The sequence below is a fragment of the Corynebacterium sp. genome, assembly GCF_030532325.1.
GTDB lineage: Bacteria > Actinomycetota > Actinomycetes > Mycobacteriales > Mycobacteriaceae > Corynebacterium.
Genome location: NZ_JAUNLS010000004.1, coordinates 153,362 through 169,778, shown reverse-complemented (window position 1 = coordinate 169,778; position 16,417 = coordinate 153,362). Strand labels below are relative to the sequence as shown.

The window sequence follows — 16,417 nt, the reverse complement described above, 5'->3', positions numbered from 1 at the left end:
TACCCTTATCCATTGCTGCGAGGTCAATGCCTCTTAGCACGGCGTCAGGTGGGAGAAGCTCCGCTTGCGGCCCAAGTACCTCCTGGAGGAGGCGCTACGGGCGGTAGTGCCCACTACATTAACACCACAGCGCGTGCTGTCAAAATCACGCCGCAGCCCCGGGTTCACAATGCTCCACGGCCTGCAACGCGCCGGAGTGCAGCGCCCGAGCCAGGACGTGGTCGGTCTCTTCAGCCAGCGCGTTGAGTGCGTCCTCGGCGTCACCGGCAGCCTCGGAGGGCATGGTGACCTCGAGGGCCACGCCGAGATCCCCGTGCCCGTCACTGCGCACGCCCACCTGCCGGTGGGTATAGGTGTCATCGAGCTCCGAAAGCCCCCAGCCGCCCTTGGCGCGGGAGTTCTGCAGCGCGCTGAGCCCGTTGCGCTGCCAGTGCACTATCTCGCCCATGGCCTTATAGACGTGCTCGGCCTCCGGCATACAGGACAGGTTGCGGGCAAAGCGCGCTTGATCCTCCAGCAGCCACGTGGAGTAGCCAAAGGGGTCCTGCAGCTGCGCCCGCGAGTCATGGGTGGCCACAAAGTCCTCCACCGCCGCCACGGGATCCCCTTCGGCGTAGGCGATGGTCATCCACAGCGCGTACGCGGCGTCGTTGTCCGATTCCTTGATGGCGAGGTCCACCACGCTATCCTCCGCGCCCAGGCCCGCGGCGACGATGGCGATGGGCAGCTTCACCGTGGACCACGTGGGCTCCTCGCCCGGGATTCCGGCGTCGAGCGTGCCCTGCACGTCGGCCACGGACACCCCCGCGCGCACGTCGAACTCCCGCTCTACCCGCGTGATCACAGCGTCCAACTCCGCGCCGACCTCCTTCCGCGCCGCGGCGGAGAGCTCGCCACCGCGACCGATCTGTGGTGCCTGCTCTTCCGCGCGCTCGCTTGGCGGCACCCCACACGCTCCCACCGCCGCCCCCGCCACGGCGAGCAGCGCGCACAGCGTTCCCGCGCCGCCCCGGCACCGCCGCAGCTGGGGGCTCACCTAGAGCATCTCCTTGAGGAACTGGCCGGTATAGGAGCCTTCCACAGCGGCGACATCCTCAGGGGTGCCCTGGGCCACCACCGTGCCGCCGCCCGAGCCGCCCTCCGGGCCCATGTCCACAATCCAGTCAGCTGCCTTGATGACGTCCAGGTTGTGCTCGATGATGATCACCGAGTTGCCTTTATCCACCAGCCCCTGGATGACCAGCATGAGCTTGCGGATGTCCTCGAAGTGCAGGCCCGTGGTGGGCTCATCGAGGATGTAAACGGTGCGCCCGTTGGTGCGCTTCTGCAGCTCGGAGGCAAGCTTGACGCGCTGGGCTTCGCCGCCGGAGAGCGTGGTGGCGGACTGCCCCAGGCGCACGTAGCCCAGGCCCACCTCCACCAGGGTGTTGAGGTAGCGGTGGATCGAGGTGATGGGCTCGAAGAACTCGGCGGCCTCGCTGATCGGCATGTCCAGCACCTCGGCGATGTTCTTGCCCTTGTAGAGCACCTCGAGGGTCTCGCGGTTGTAGCGCGCGCCCTGGCAGACCTCGCAGGGCACGTAGACATCGGGCAGGAAGTTCATCTCAATCTTGATGGTGCCGTCACCCTGGCAGGCCTCACAGCGCCCGCCCTTGACGTTGAAGGAGAATCGCCCCGGCTTGTAGCCGCGCACCTTCGCCTCCTGCGTCTCCGCGAAGAGGTTGCGGATTTTGTCAAAGACGCCCGTGTAGGTGGCAGGGTTGGAGCGCGGCGTGCGGCCGATGGGGCTCTGGTCCACCTGCACCAGTTTGTCTAGGTGCTCCACGCCCTCCACGCGCTTGGCGCGGCCGGGCACCTGGCGGGCGCGGTTGAGCTTGTTGGCCAGGGTCTTGGCCAGGATCTGGTTGACCACGGTGGACTTGCCCGAGCCAGACACACCCGTGACGCATACCAGCACGCCCAGAGGGATCTCCACGTCGATGCCCTTGAGGTTGTTCTCGCGAGCGCCCACCACCTTCAGCGTGCGCTCGCGGTCGATCTCGCGGCGCTGATCCGGCACCGCCAGCACCTTTGTGCCGGAAAGGTACTGCCCGGTCAGCGAGTCCTCCTGCTCGAGGATACCTGCCGGCTCGCCCTGGTAAACCACCTGGCCGCCGTACTCGCCGGCGCGCGGTCCGACGTCGACAAGCCAGTCCGCCTCCCGGATGGTGTCCTCATCGTGCTCGACCACAATGAGCGTGTTGCCGATATCGCGCAGACGCTTGAGCGTGCCAATGAGCCGCTGGTTATCGCGCTGGTGCAGGCCGATGGAGGGCTCGTCCAGGACGTAGAGCACCCCGGCCAGGCCGGAACCGATCTGGGTAGCCAGGCGGATGCGCTGTGCCTCGCCGCCGGAGAGCGTGGAGGCGCCGCGGTCCAGGGTGAGGTAGTTGAGGCCGACGTCGAGAAGAAAGCGCAAGCGCGCCTGAATCTCCTTGAGCACCGCGCCCGCGATGATCTCCTCTCGGTGGCCCAGCACCAGGGAGTCAAGGAACTCGGCGGCCTCATCGATGGACAACGCACACAGCCCGGCGATGGACTGCTCGCCGTGGGTGGTCGAGCTCAGCCGCACCGCGAGGATCTCCGGCTTCAAACGCGTTCCGCCGCAGGTCTGGCAGGGCACGCGGCGGGTGTACTGCAGCAGGCGGTCCTTCTGTGACTCGGAATCGGCCTGATCCAGCTTGCGCTCGATAAAGCCCACCGCGCCCTCAAACGGCGCGGACCAGTTGCGCTGGCGCCCGTAGCGGTTCTTGTAGCGCACGTTGACCTCGACTTCGGAGCCATAGATCAGTGCCGTGCGCTGCTCCTTGGTGAGCTCGGATACCGGGGTCTGCGGGTCGAAGCCCAGGGCGGCGCCCAGACCCTCCACCAGCTTGGTGAAGTAGCGCGAGTTGGGGCTGGAGTGCCAGGGCTGGATGGCGTCGACAGCCGGGGCGTCCGGATCCGGGATGAGCAGATCGATGTCCACCTCCAGTCGCGTGCCCAGGCCATCGCAGACCGGGCAGGAGCCGAAGGGGGCGTTGAAGGAGAAGGCGCGCGGCTCGTACTCCTCCACCGCCAGCGTGTGCCCGTTGGGGCAGGCGGCCTTCTCGGAGTAGGTGTGCGTGAGCTCCGGGCGGTCGATGAAGTCGAGGGTCACGAGGCCGTCGGCAAGCCGCAGGGCCGTCTCCACAGAATCGGTAAGGCGCTGCTTCTGCGAGGCCTTGACCTGCAAGCGGTCAACCACCACGTCGATATCGTGCTTGACCTGCTTCTTGAGCGTGGGAGGCTCGGAGAGCTGGTAGAGCTCCCCGTCCACCCGCACGCGCACGTAACCCTGCGCGGCCAGGTCAGCGAAGAGATCCACAAACTCGCCCTTGCGCTTGCGCACCACCGGCGCGAGGACCTGGAACTTCAGCCTCTCTTCCTGCTCCAGAACGCCGTCGACGATCTGCTGCGGGGTCTGGCGCTCGATGACGGCGTCGCACGTCGGGCAGTGCGGCGTACCCGCGCGGGAGAAGAGCAGGCGCAGGTAGTCATAGATCTCAGTGATGGTGCCCACCGTGGAGCGCGGGTTGTGGTTAGTGGACTTCTGATCAATGGACACCGCCGGGGACAATCCGTCAATGAAGTCGACGTCCGGCTTGTCCATCTGCCCCAGGAACATGCGCGCATAGGAGCTCAGCGATTCCACGTAACGGCGCTGGCCCTCCGCAAAGATGGTGTCAAACGCCAGCGAGGACTTGCCCGAACCCGACAGCCCGGTAAACACCACCATCTTGTCGCGCGGGAGATCGATATCCACGCCTTTGAGGTTGTGTTCGCGAGCCCCGCGTACGACCAAACGATCAGCCACTATCCGAGCCTTCCTTCGACGTCAATGTTCAGACTTCATTCTTATCACCAGCCCATTTATCTCCGGCCGGTGTACCTGCCTTGAATCTACCCGTAGGGTTGGACACATGAATAACGCGCTTTCGCTCCACAGTATTTCCGTGTCCGAGATGGACAACAACTGCTACCTCATCTGCGCCGGTGATGAGGCCCTGCTTGTCGACGCCGCCGATGACGCCCCCGCCCTCCTCTCCCTGGCCAAGGACAACGGCGTGCGCATCAGCGCCGTGCTCACTACGCACCGCCACTGGGATCACTCGCGTGCGCTGAACGATGTCCTCCAGGCCACCGGCGCGACCCACTACGCCTCCTTCCTCGACGCCCCCGCCCTGCCCGCGGAAGTCGACGTCGAGCTCAACAACGGCGACGTCCTCCCCTTCGCCGACCACGAGCTGCCCGTCATGGTGCTGCGCGGCCACACTCCGGGTGGAGCGGCCATCGCGGCAGAGATCGCAGGCACGACCAACCTCTTCGTGGGCGATTCCCTCTTCCCCGGTGGCGTGGGCAAGACCACCTCGGAGGGGGACTTCGTGCGCCTATTCAAGGACGTCAGCGAGCGCATCTTCGAGGTCTACGGCGACGAAGCCATCGTGCGTCCCGGGCACGGCAAGCCCACCACCTTGGGCGCCGAGCGCCCGCATCTCGACGAGTGGTGGGAGCGCCGCTGGTAACCCCACAGGCAAGGCCCTTGCGCCTCGTCCAAGGGTTCCTCAAAGTGCAAACATATTTATAGGAACGCGCGTACACTGGTGTGACGCACATTTGATTCCTGATGAATGGAGCACGAGATGATCCGTAAGTTTGCCCGTCCGATGCTGGCCTCGATTTTTGTGTGGGACGGCGTGGACATGCTGCGCAATACGTCTGACCATGTGGCTGAGACCGAGTCCGTGCTCAAGCGTCTGCGCAAGGTCACCCCGAAGCAGTACGCCGGCTATATTCCCAATGACCCGGAGTTGGTAACCCGCGCACTGGGCGGCGTCAAGACCGGCGCCGCCGCGACCTTCGCCACCGGCAAGGCACCGCGCACCTCCGCCGCGCTGCTGGCCATTTCCCACATTCCTAGCCTGCTGGGCAACGCCTTCTGGGAGGAAGGCACCTCCGAGGAGAAGGCCGAACGCCGCCAGGGCTTCCTCACCGATACTGCCCTGCTGGGGGCTCTGACCATTCTTACCCAGGACACCGAGGGCAAGCCCTCCCTGCGCTGGCGCACCGCCAAGGCTTCCCAGCGCGCCAACAAGAAGATCCAGCAGGCCCTGCCTTCCAAGTCCGAGCAGAGCAAGTTCGCTGACGAGCTCTCCTCCCGCGCCAATGACTTCTCCTCCGAGGTGAGCGCCAAGGCCAACGACTGGTTCGAGACCGCCAAGGACTACGTGCAGGACGCCAAGGAGTACGTCGAGGACAACCGCGAGGATTGGGAGTCCGCAGGCCGCGAGTTCTTCGACAACGCCCGCGACTTTGTCGAGGATGCCGTTGAGGACGCCCGCGACTTCTTTGAGTCCAACAAGGATGACTGGCTCAAGGCCGCCCGCGATAACGCTGAGACCGCCCGCAAGGGTGCCGTCAAGGCCGCTGCCAAGGCGCAGGATCGCGCTGACATCGCCCTGAACAAGGTCGATGCAGCCACTAACAAGCGCACCGCAAAGAAGGCCCGCAAGAAGGCAGAGAAGCTGCAGAAGCAGGCCACCAAGAAGCTCGACAAGGCCTTCAACAAGTTCGGTGACAAGCTCGACTAATCTTCCGGTCACCTCACCGCGGCCGTGACGCAAGATTCACGGAACTGACACGCAACGGTCCAGCTACTAAGCTGGGCCGTTGTCATTTTTCATTAATGCCCTATCCAAGCATGCATCACTCGCATTCTCAGACTTACATCTCAGCTGCACAGAAGGAACGTCGTTGACTGAATCAACCCCCGGTTCGCAGTCCCAAGACGCGGAAATCCGCGCCGAGCAGGCCTACGTCGATGGGCTTTTTGAGCGCCTCGACGCCGAGGTGGACACCGCGCAGCGCCGCCTGAACGAGGTCCAGGCACAGGTGGATCCGCACACTCCTGACGCCGACGCCCTCGTCCGCCGCGAAACGGAATACCACGGCCTGCAGGCAAAGCTCGACCGCCTCAACCTGGCCCAGGTGGGCCTCGTCTTCGGCCGCATCGATATCGACGCCCCAGGCGATAACCCCACCGAGGAGGGCCTGGACCGCCGCTACATCGGGCGCATGGGCCTCGACGCCCGCGAGGATGACTACCGCACCCTGCTGCTGGATTGGCGCGCCCCCATGGCCCGGCCCTTCTACCTGGCCACCACTGCCCAGCCTGAGGGCGTGCACGTGCGCCGCCATATCCGTACCACCGGCCGCACGGTGACGGACATCCACGACGAGGTCCTCATCGGCGAGACCATCGCGGAAGACTCCAGTGTGGCCAGCGAGTCCGCGCTTACCCGGGCACTGAACCGGGCGCGCACCGGCCACATGGCCTCTATCGTCGACACCATTCAGCGCGAGCAGGACGAGATCATCCGCGATAACACCCGCGGCGTCATGGTGGTCGAAGGCGGGCCCGGCACGGGCAAGACGGCCGTCGCCCTGCACCGCGTGGCCTACCTGCTCTACACGCACCGCGAACAGCTCGCCTCGACGGGCGTGCTCATCGTCGGCCCCAACCGCACCTTCCTCGACTACATCTCCCGCGTCCTGCCCGAGCTGGGCGAGACCGGCGTGGTGCTCTCCACCATCGGCACTCTCTTCCCCGGCATGACTCCGGTGGCCGAGGAGTCCCTGGCCGGCCGCGAGATCAAGGGGTCGGCGGCCATGGTGGAGATCATGGGGACCGCGGTCAAGGACTACCAGCGCCTGCCCGAGGAGCCCCTCACCCTGCGCATCGACAGCCTGCAGCTTGAGGTCACGCCCGAGATGGTCAAGGCCGCGCGCACGCGGGCACGGCGCTCGCGCAAACCGCACAATGATGCCCAGGCCATCTTTGCCGAGCACCTCACGGAGTCCTTGGCGCAGCAGATGGCCGAGCGCATCGGCGCCGATCCGCTGGGCGGATCCAACCTGCTCTCTCGCGCGGACGTGGATCAGCTTCACGACGATCTCAGTGAGGAGCCCGCGGTCACCGAGCTCATCGAGGAGTTCTGGCCGCAGCTGAGCCCCACCGAGGTGCTCTCTGCATTGCTTTCCGACGATTCCCGCATCGACTCCGCCGCCCGCGGCTACGACGACGACACCCGCGAGGCGCTCTACCGCGCTGACGGTGAAGCGTGGACAGCCTCGGACGCCGCGCTTCTCGACGAGCTCGCGGTCCTCATCGGCATGCCGGATCCCGACGCCCAACGCGAGGCCGAGCAGCGCCAGTGGCGCGAGCAGGTGGCCGAGGCCGAGGATGCGCTTGACATCCTGAGCTCCTCGGACTCCACCGATAACGACGACGACATGTTCGAAGCCGAGATCCTCTCTGCCCACGACGTCATCGATGCCGAGCACTTGGCGCGCCGCCACGAGGTGCGGGATCAGCGCTCCACCGCGCAGCGCGCGCAGGCAGATTACACCTGGGCTTACGGGCACGTCATCGTCGACGAGGCGCAAGAGTTGACTCCCATGGAATGGCGCATGCTCTTTCGCCGAAGCCCCAACCGCTGGATGACCTTGGTGGGCGACACCGCCCAGACGGGCTCGCCGGCCGGCGTGGATGACTGGTCGGAGACCCTCGAGCCCTTCGTCGGCGCGCGCTTCCGCCACCACGAGCTCACCGTCAACTACCGCACCCCGCAGCCGGTGACCACGCTGGCCAACGAGCTCTTGGAGGAGATCAACCCGGAGGCCACCCCGGCCACCGCCATCCGCGATGGCGCCGAGGTCGCCTGGACCGACGACGCCACCGGCCTTAATCCCGGCACCTTCACTGATGAGGATGGCAGGCTCCACGCGGTCATCACCGCAGACTCGGTGGAATCCGTCAAGGGCCTCGAGTTTGACCACGTCGTCGTGGTGGACCCGGATCTCATCGTGGAGGCCTCGCCGCAGGGCCTGCATAATCTCTACGTGGCCATCACGCGTGCAACTCAGACGCTGACGATAGCTGGGCGCTACAGCGCAACATTCGGCTAGCCTGGCTGTCATGGGTCTGTCAGACATTGCTCGCAAGATTGAGCGCGCCACCAATTCCCAGGCGCTGAGGCGCTCCCGCGCCCGGGGCTGGGTACCGCGCATCACGGGATACATCGGCTACGGCAACGAGAACTTTGTCCACGTGCTCGGCCGTGTGCTCATGCACAATCCCGAGGCAGCGGACACCGAGACGTGGGCACAGCGCGGCTACCGCCAGTTCTTCACCATCCAGGTGGGCAACGTGGAGGTCGAGGCCACCGTGGGCAACAGGACGGTCTCCGGGCACGCCAACGCCAACGGTTACATCGATCTCCTCGTTCACGATCACGGCTTGGAGCCCGGCTGGCACACCGCCACGCTGCGCGCCCCGGGGGCCGAGGAGTGCACGGCCGAGGTGCTCATCGTGGGTGAGAACACCACCACCGGCGTGGTCAGCGATATCGATGACACCATCATGGTCACCTGGCTGCCGCGCGCGGCCACTGCGGCGTGGAACTCCTGGGTCAAGCGCACCAACACCCGCCAGCCCGTCGAGGGCATGGCCCGTTTCTACCGCCAACTGCTCACAGAGAATCCGGACATGCCCTTCTTCTATCTCTCTACCGGCGCGTGGAACACCTATGACACTTTGGTCAGCTTCATGGAAGAACACGGTTTCCCACGCGGGCCGTTGTTGCTCACGGACTGGGGACCCACCCCCACCGGACTCTTCCGCAACGGCCAGGAGCACAAGCGCGTGCAGCTGCGCAACCTGTTTATCGCTTTCCCCGCGTTCAAATGGCTGCTCGTGGGCGACGACGGCCAGCACGACCCGCTCACCTACGGCGACGCAGCCAACGAGCATCCCGACCGCATCGCGGCGGTGGCCATCCGCAACCTCTCCCCACAGGAGCAGCTGCTCTCCCACGGCTCGCTGTCCCCGCTGGCCTCCGCCAACGAGGAGGGCAACTACACCATCCCGCTGATCCAGGGAGCCACCGGCGACGAGCTGGCCGCCGAGTTCCGGGCGCAGGGTATCGAGCTCTAATCCTTGTGTTGCGCGCATCGCGTTCAACCTCTACCAACGTAGTCTCGTTGTCTCCACAGCGTGCACACCACAGCGTGCATATTAAGAAGTGCGCGCATTTCACCCCGCGGCACACGGGTGCCCCGGCGTGACTGCTTGCCCTGCGCCGCTCATGTCGCGCGCCCTATCGCTTCCCCTGCCTTAAGGCCGCTTTCCTGCTAGGCGGCTGCCGTGGGTGGTGGTTCCCCGTCAGAGCCCTTCCCGGTGGGTGGCCCCGCCGAGTTCTTCGGCCCCTTCCCACCCATGTTCTCCGGCGTTTTCTCCGGCGGCTTCTCTGCCGCTGTCGAAGCAGCCATCTCCGCTGAATCCTCCGCAGCCTTGCTGGCCACTTTCTCTGCCGCCTTTGCTGCCGCCTTCTGTGCAGCCCTGCGCCCCGGTGCTTTCTGCGCCGTCGGCGACTCATTGAAGCGTAGTGGCTCTCCTGGGGCGGCAAACCCGACGCGACCCGTCTCTGGGTCACGCTCGGCGTGGCCCATGTTGCGATAGCCGTCCCTCTGGTCATTGTTATCGGAATGATGGCCACGGCACAGCAGGGTGAGGTTGGCTAAGTTAGTCGGCCCGCCCTGCGCCCACGCCAGCACGTGGTGAACATCGCATTCCGTCCACGGCTTATCGCATCCTTCGTGGGAGCACACCAGCTCCTTTGCTGCTAGGGCTAACTTTTGCCACACGGTGGCCTTCCGCTTGGTGTATCCCATGTCCAGGGGATGCCCGTTGCGGTCAACCAGGCAGAAGAGGTCATTCTCAGCCAGCACCAAGCGCAGCACGTCGAGTGCTGAGAGCTCAACGCCCACATTGGTGGCAAAGCGTGTGTGCTCATTGACCCCCTCCAGCTCATCGAGGGTGGCCGCCACCAATATGGAGCCCACGCCACGGCCGGCGCCGGTGGTCTTATCCTGCAGCTCGTGAAGGAAGGTAGACAGGACAACCGAGAGGTGGTCCGCCATGCGCTGCCCATAAGTACGCGTATCGTCCTGCGCATCCTGCGGGTTAAGGGTGGCAAGCTTGCCGGGCGCGAAGATGGCCTTGAACATGGCTGCAGCACCCGGCTCCAAGTAGCCAGACACCCACATGCCGCCATCCTGGTCTGGCCGCGACGCCTTCAAGAAGCGCTTGCGCAGAGCATTGCCCAACACTCCTCGCGTGGACTTATTGGCCTGGCGCACTGCGTCGCGCAACCACTGCCTAAGCTCCAGCGGACTGAGCACGTGGGCCTTGTACGTCGCTTGCTCACGCAGCTCTGCCGGGCCCGGTGTTGCGCCCTCGTTGAGGTTGCGCAGCTCGTCCTCGATGAGCTTCAGCAGGTGCGGCGGCAACGGCTTGCGCAGCAGCTCTTCACGCCGCTTCCGCTCGGCTTCGCGTTCGCGCTCTCTACGCTCGGCTTCCTCGCGCTCCCTCCTTTCCTGCTCGGCCTTCTCGCGCTCGGCGCGGACGCGCTCCTCCTCGGACGCCGCCTCCGCATCAGCCTGGTCCGCCGCGTTCTGATCTGCATCTGCCTCTGGGGCAGGCTCGGCTTCTGGCGTTGGCCCGCCGATGACGTCATCAACCGCACCGAAGAGCTTGCGGCCGGCATCCAACCGGGCTTGGGCTTCTTGGTACGGAATGCCCAGGCGCTTCTCTAGATAATCCACGGCTTTGGAAGAGTTCACGTGACGGCCGGCGTCATCCCTCTCCGCAATGAAGGCGAATGCGGCATCGACAATCCCCTTGTGAGACTGCATCGCCTCGAAGGCCTCAAAACCTTCGCGCACTCGCCCAAAATAAACATCGGAGGGTTCCTGCATGAGGTCATAGAGCCCCGACAGCGCCTTCGACGCCGTAGCTAGTAGTGCGTTGATGCGGTCGTGCTTATCGCTCATGGTCACCCCCTTTTACCGTTCGCTTACGTGTTCTATTATAACTTCACTCACCCGCCCGTCAACCCCCATTTCGAATATTTTTGCTACCCGCATAGAGCGTCAATCTTTCATTAGAACATAGCGCCCGGACATCGCCGCGGCTTCGCCGCACCCCACCGCTACACCGCACAACGACGGCCCCCTTATCGAACACACACTGAAAACGGAAAAGTTCGATTTAGACCGTAACCCCCGTGAACCCCGTATACCGCGAACGCCCCAACCGCCCAGCGTCCCCACACAAACCCGAAAGCCCGCAAACCCTTAAAGCCACCCCAGCAGCCCAACACAAGCCCCCCAGAAAACAGAAAAGGCGCCACACCCCGAAGGGTATGGCACCTTAAGCACCGCGAGAGCGCAGATTTAGTTCACGGTGTGAACGATCATGACGTCGCAATCGGACTGGCGAGCAACGTCAGCCGGCACGGAGCCCAGCAGGCGGCCAGTCAGCGAGTTGATGCCGCGGTTACCCACGATGAGCAGGTCAGCCTTGTTGTCGTTGACAATGGACATCAGGGCCTGCACCGGGGTGCCCGGGCGCACGGCGGTCTCCACCTTGGTGGCGCCGAACTGCTGGGCGTGCTCCTTGCCGGCCTCCAGGTTAGCCTTCGCCTTTTCATCGCCCAGAATGGTGACGGAATCCTGGCGCAGGGTCTTGGAAGCCTGCTCCTGGTTCTCGTAGTAAGCGCAGCCGATGATGAGGGTGGCATCGAAGGCTGCGGCGATCTTGGCGGCGCGCTCCACTGCCAGGAGGGAGGACTTGGAACCGTCGGTGCCGACCACGATCTTGTTGTAATCGCTCATGATGACCTTTCTTCAGGGGCCCGTGCGGCCCCGGAACTCTCAATGACCAAGAAGAAATTTGTGTGCAATTTTACGTACCAGCAAGTCTAACAACCAGCTGGCAGCAAAGCAGAGGATGACGCCCGGTTGTGGCGAGCCTAACCGCTAGGCCCACACTGTGCCCATGACTCCAGGCACTCCTAGGCTTCGGTTGTGTTGACCACCACGACGTCGCAGTGCGCCTTGCGGGTCAGCTCCGTAGCCACAGAGCCAAAGACGCGGCCGCGCACGGAGTGTAGGCCCTTGTTACCCACGACGAAGAGGTCAGCGTTGTAGTCCTCCGCAATCTCGAGCAGAGCCTTGACTGGGTCGCCGGACTTGGCGATGACCTCGATGTGCTGCGCACCCTCCTTGTTGGCAATCTCCGCCGCGTTGTTGAGGAAGTTCTCCGACATCTCCTCGCTCACGACGGGAACGCGGGCGTCCTCCGCGTTCGGCGCGCCGAGCATGGAGCCGGAGTGGTTGTAGAACGCGGACATGATGATGAGTTTGGCGTCGTAGACCCGCGCCATGGATGCCGCCGCCTGGACAGCGCGCAGGGAGGTCGGAGAGCCATCGGTTCCCACAGCAATCACGTTATAGCTAAGCATTGTTCTCCTTCGATTTTTCCAAACAGTACAAGTATGGCACGAAACTAATCTGCGATGGTACAGCGGTTAGATGCCCGCTTCCTTGAGGCCGCGCTGTTCCTTCTTCAGATCCGCAATTTCGTCGCGCAAACGCCCGGCCAGCTCGAACTTGAGCTCGCGAGCGGCTTCGCGCATCTGGGCCGTGAGGTCGTCGATAAGCTTCTGCACCTCGTCAGCAGCCATGGTGGACACGTCGGGCTTGTCGACGATCGCGGCCGGGTCCGACTCCTCCCCCGCGTCCTCGTAGACCTGGTCCAGGATGTCCGCGATCTTCTTGCGCAACGGCTGCGGGTCGATACCGTGCTCGGTGTTGTAGGCGATCTGCTTCTCGCGGCGTCGCTCAGTCTCCTCGATGGCCTCCTCCATGGACTCAGTGATCTTGTCCGCATACATAATGACCTCACCAGAGACGTTGCGCGCGGCGCGGCCAATGGTCTGGATGAGGGATTTGGTGGAGCGCAGGAAGCCCTCCTTGTCCGCGTCGAGGATGGCCACGAGCGAGACCTCCGGCAGGTCGAGGCCCTCGCGCAGGAGGTTGATGCCGACGAGGACGTCGTATTCGCCCAAGCGCAGCTGGCGCAGCAGCTCCACGCGCTGCAGGGTATCGATATCGGAGTGCAGGTAGCGCACCTTGATGCCGTGCTCGAGCAGGTAGTCCGTAAGATCCTCGGCCATGCGCTTGGTCAGGGTGGTCACCAGGACGCGCTCGTCGCGCTCGGTGCGGGTGCGGACCTCGTCGATGAGGTCGTCGATCTGGCCCTTGGTGGGCTTGACCGTGACCTTGGGATCCACCAGGCCCGTGGGGCGAATGACCTGTTCCACGAACTCGCCCTGGGAGGCGGCCAGCTCGTAGTCACCCGGGGTGGCGGACATGTACACGGTCTGGCCCACGCGCTCTTCGAATTCATCGAAGGTCAGCGGGCGGTTATCCATGGCCGAGGGCAGGCGGAAGCCAAACTCGACCAGGTTGCGCTTGCGGGCCATGTCTCCCTCGAACATGCCGCCGATCTGCGGCACGGTGACGTGGGACTCGTCGATAATGGTGAGGAAGTCCTCCGGGAAGTAATCCAGCAACGTCGCCGGAGCGGAGCCAGCCGGGCGCCCGTCGACGTGGCGCGAGTAGTTCTCGATGCCCGAGCAGAAACCCACCTGCTCGATCATCTCCAGATCGTATTCCGTGCGCATGCGCAGGCGCTGGGCCTCGAGCAGCTTGCCACGGTTTTCCAGATCCGCCAGACGCTCGACCAGCTCCTCCTTGATGTCCTCCACAGCCTTGGCCATGCGCTCCGGGCCCGCGACGTAGTGGGTGGCCGGGAAGATGCGCAGCTCGTCGACTTGCTCGAGGACGTCGCCAGTCACCGGGTGAATGTAGTAGAGCTCGTCCACGTCGTCGCCGAAGAACTCGATGCGCACCGCACGCTCCTCGTAGGCCGGGATGATGTCCACGGTGTCGCCCTTGACGCGGAAGGTTCCGCGGGTAAAGCCCACGTCATTGCGCTCGTACTGGATGTCCACCAGCAGGCGGAGGAACTGATCACGGTCGATCTCATCGCCCTCGCGCAGCACCACCGAGCGGTCCAGGTAGGACTGCGGCGTACCCAGGCCGTAGATGCAGGACACGGAGGAGACCACGACAACGTCGCGACGCGAGAGCAGCGCCGAGGTGGCCGAGTGGCGCAGGCGCTCGACATCCTCGTTGATGGAGGAATCCTTCTCGATGTAGGTATCCGTCTGCGCGATGTAGGCCTCGGGTTGGTAGTAGTCGTAGTAGGACACGAAGTACTCCACCGCGTTGTGGGGCAACAGCTGGCGCAGCTCGTTGGCCAGCTGGGCTGCGAGGGTCTTGTTCGGCGCCATGACCAGCGTGGGGCGCTGCTGCTTTTCGATGAGCCAGGCCGCCGTGGCGGACTTACCGGTACCGGTAGCGCCCATGAGCACGACGTCGCGCTCGCCGCGGCGTAGGCGCTCGTCGAGCTCGGCGATCGCCTTGGGTTGGTCGCCGGCGGGCTCGTACTCGGACTCGACTTTGAATTCCGCGGAGCGGCGAACGACCTCTCCTACCGGGCGGTGTTCGGAGGTGGGCAGGACGGGATGTTCAGCAGCAAAAGCCATGCCTGCCAGTCTAGCGGCTCGTCAGGGCAGCGCCGCGCGGGCCGTGCGGATCCACTGCTCCAGTTCCCCGGTGGTCTCCCACACGGCGTAGGCCGGCGAGGTATCCGGTTCCAGCGCGGCGTTGATGCGCTTGCGCAGCCAGGCGCGGGTCTGCGGGGTGCACAGCGGGCGGATGGCCTCCGGCTTAACTCCTTCCGGCAAGCGGTCCCGGGGAGTTTTTGCTAGCGTTCCTAGTGCAATTGCTGCCTCGGTATCTTCGACGTCGAGCGGCAAGTCAGCGCTCGTCTTCTTGAAACGTTCAATGTCAAAAGAGCCAGCACGAATCGCCGCCAACACTTCGATGGCGGCGTGATTGTCAAACGGCCCGACATCCCACGTTCCCATGGGCAAGGACTCTATGGAGCGAACGTGAACGAATCGGAAGCATCACGTAAACATTGGTCGCCGTGCCCCTTAAGATTGGTTGTCATGAAGAAAGAGTCTCTCGCCGCGCTCGCCGCGCTTAGCCTTCTGCCCGCTACCGTGATTGCACCGCAGGCTTCCGCCGCGATGTGCAGCGACTTTTCCGAGAGCGGCAGCTTTGTCACCGACACGAGCCCTTCCACCGGCTTGTCCTCGCTGAGCAGCATGTCGAGCTCCTCCTCAAAGCCCGCGCCCTCCCGCGAGAACCTCAGCAACAAGAACCAGCGCATCATCAAGTCCGGCCCCACCCAGATCATGAACCTGGTCACCGGCGCCGGCTCGCCCAGCCGCACCGACACCAAGTTCGACATTGCCGGCACCGACCTGGGCATTGCCTACGACGACGGCCAAGGCCACACCTACCTGGCCTTCGGCGATACCTTCGACTGCCACTCGGAAGGCAACGGTTGGCGCTCCAACGTGCTCACCCGCACCACCGACAAGAACTACGGCGACGGCCTGCGCATCGAGGAAGCCCTGGGCCGCGGCGGTTGGTCCACCAGCACCGAGGCCCGCGAGTTCATCCCCTCGATGAAGAGTGACCCCAAGAACCCGGACGGCGAGCGCACCACCATCCCCACCGCGGGAATCGTGGTTAACGGCGTGCACTACATCGACTACATGTCCGTGCGCCAGTGGAAGGCCGATAACCCGAACCTGGACGCCGGCTGGGTGACCAACTACGCCGCCACCATGAAGTCCACCGACGGCGGGAAGACGTGGAAGGTGGACCCCTCCTCCACCCGCACCAACGAGGACTGGGGCTGGGAACTCAACAGCAGCATCCCGGGCGGCCATAACTACCGCCCGGGCTTCGAGAACCTGCAGCAATCCGCCTTCCTGCAGGACGGTGAGTACGTCTACCGCTACTCCACCCCGAACTCTCGCGCCGGCTCCGCCTACCTCTCCCGTGTGAAGAAGGAGGACTTCCCGCGCGAGGACGCCTTCGAGTACTACGCCGACGGCTCGTGGGTCGACGATCCCGCTCAGGCCACCGTGGTGCTCGACGGCAAGGTCTCCGAGCTCTCCGTGGCCTACAACGACTACCTGGGCAAGTACGTCACCATGTACGGCGTAGAGGGCCAGGGCATCGTCATGCGCACCGCCAATAGCCCCGAGGGCCCGTGGTCCCCGCGCCGCATGCTGGTGAGCGAGAAGACCACCAAGGTCATCGCCGGCGCGCCGCTCAATGACACCTACGCCCCCTACATCATGCCGAACCAGGATGATCAGCACCTTTACTACACCCTGACTTCCTGGCGCGATTACAACACTATGCTCATGCGCACCGACCTCGACTTCGTGGGCGAGAACATGGAAAATGATGATCACATTGAGGTCGAGGACATCGTCAGCCAGCCCTAAGACAAGCCAGCCCTCAG

12 protein-coding genes are annotated in these 16,417 nt (G+C 64.4%); 5 read left to right on the top strand and 7 right to left on the bottom strand.

Features of this window, described 5'->3' with window-relative positions; all coding sequences use genetic code 11:
- Positions 1 to 145: 145 nt before the first annotated feature.
- Both Q4E25_RS04065 and uvrA read right to left on the bottom strand, forming a co-directional pair.
- Positions 146 to 1,036 (bottom strand): S-adenosylmethionine synthetase, encoded by an 891-nt coding sequence (locus tag Q4E25_RS04065; RefSeq protein WP_303154322.1) that lies wholly within the window; start codon positions 1,034 to 1,036, stop codon positions 146 to 148.
- A complete protein-coding gene (gene uvrA / locus Q4E25_RS04060) occupies positions 1,037 to 3,874 on the bottom strand; it encodes an excinuclease ABC subunit UvrA (RefSeq protein WP_303154320.1) in 2,838 nt (945 codons plus the stop codon).
- Between the two features lie 106 nt (positions 3,875 to 3,980).
- Here uvrA and Q4E25_RS04055 point away from each other — a divergent pair, with 106 nt between their 5' ends.
- The 4 genes from Q4E25_RS04055 to Q4E25_RS04040 all read left to right on the top strand — a co-directional run bounded on the left by Q4E25_RS04055 (position 3,981) and on the right by Q4E25_RS04040 (position 9,052).
- Entirely contained in the window at positions 3,981 to 4,583 is a 603-nt protein-coding gene (locus tag Q4E25_RS04055; RefSeq protein ID WP_303154319.1) for an MBL fold metallo-hydrolase, read from the top strand.
- A 117-nt stretch (positions 4,584 to 4,700) separates the two neighbouring features.
- On the top strand, positions 4,701 to 5,648 hold the full coding sequence (locus tag Q4E25_RS04050; protein WP_303154318.1) for a DoxX family protein: 948 nt from the start codon (positions 4,701 to 4,703) through the stop codon (positions 5,646 to 5,648).
- A gap of 163 nt (positions 5,649 to 5,811) precedes the next feature.
- Positions 5,812 to 8,025, top strand: coding sequence for an AAA family ATPase (locus Q4E25_RS04045; protein ID WP_303154317.1), 2,214 nt, complete (start codon positions 5,812 to 5,814; stop codon positions 8,023 to 8,025).
- A gap of 10 nt (positions 8,026 to 8,035) precedes the next feature.
- Positions 8,036 to 9,052 (top strand): App1 family protein, encoded by a 1,017-nt coding sequence (locus tag Q4E25_RS04040; protein ID WP_303154315.1) that lies wholly within the window; start codon positions 8,036 to 8,038, stop codon positions 9,050 to 9,052.
- A 197-nt stretch (positions 9,053 to 9,249) separates the two neighbouring features.
- Here the strand turns inward: Q4E25_RS04040 and Q4E25_RS04035 are convergent, their stop codons facing one another.
- The 5 genes from Q4E25_RS04035 to Q4E25_RS04015 all read right to left on the bottom strand — a co-directional run bounded on the left by Q4E25_RS04035 (position 9,250) and on the right by Q4E25_RS04015 (position 14,957).
- Complete coding sequence (locus tag Q4E25_RS04035; RefSeq protein WP_303154313.1) at positions 9,250 to 10,950, bottom strand: HNH endonuclease signature motif containing protein; 1,701 nt, start codon at positions 10,948 to 10,950, stop codon at positions 9,250 to 9,252.
- Between the two features lie 402 nt (positions 10,951 to 11,352).
- Complete coding sequence (locus Q4E25_RS04030; RefSeq protein ID WP_303154311.1) at positions 11,353 to 11,793, bottom strand: universal stress protein; 441 nt, start codon at positions 11,791 to 11,793, stop codon at positions 11,353 to 11,355.
- A 179-nt stretch (positions 11,794 to 11,972) separates the two neighbouring features.
- On the bottom strand, positions 11,973 to 12,422 hold the full coding sequence (locus tag Q4E25_RS04025) for a universal stress protein (RefSeq protein WP_303154309.1): 450 nt from the start codon (positions 12,420 to 12,422) through the stop codon (positions 11,973 to 11,975).
- Between the two features lie 66 nt (positions 12,423 to 12,488).
- On the bottom strand, positions 12,489 to 14,573 hold the full coding sequence (gene uvrB, locus Q4E25_RS04020; protein WP_303154307.1) for an excinuclease ABC subunit UvrB: 2,085 nt from the start codon (positions 14,571 to 14,573) through the stop codon (positions 12,489 to 12,491).
- Between the two features lie 21 nt (positions 14,574 to 14,594).
- Positions 14,595 to 14,957, bottom strand: a complete 363-nt coding sequence (locus tag Q4E25_RS04015; RefSeq protein ID WP_303154305.1) for a DUF4259 domain-containing protein — start codon at positions 14,955 to 14,957, stop codon at positions 14,595 to 14,597.
- A gap of 84 nt (positions 14,958 to 15,041) precedes the next feature.
- Between Q4E25_RS04015 and Q4E25_RS04010 the strand changes: the two genes are divergently transcribed.
- Entirely contained in the window at positions 15,042 to 16,400 is a 1,359-nt protein-coding gene (locus Q4E25_RS04010; RefSeq protein WP_303154303.1) for a DUF4185 domain-containing protein, read from the top strand.
- Positions 16,401 to 16,417: the final 17 nt, after the last annotated feature.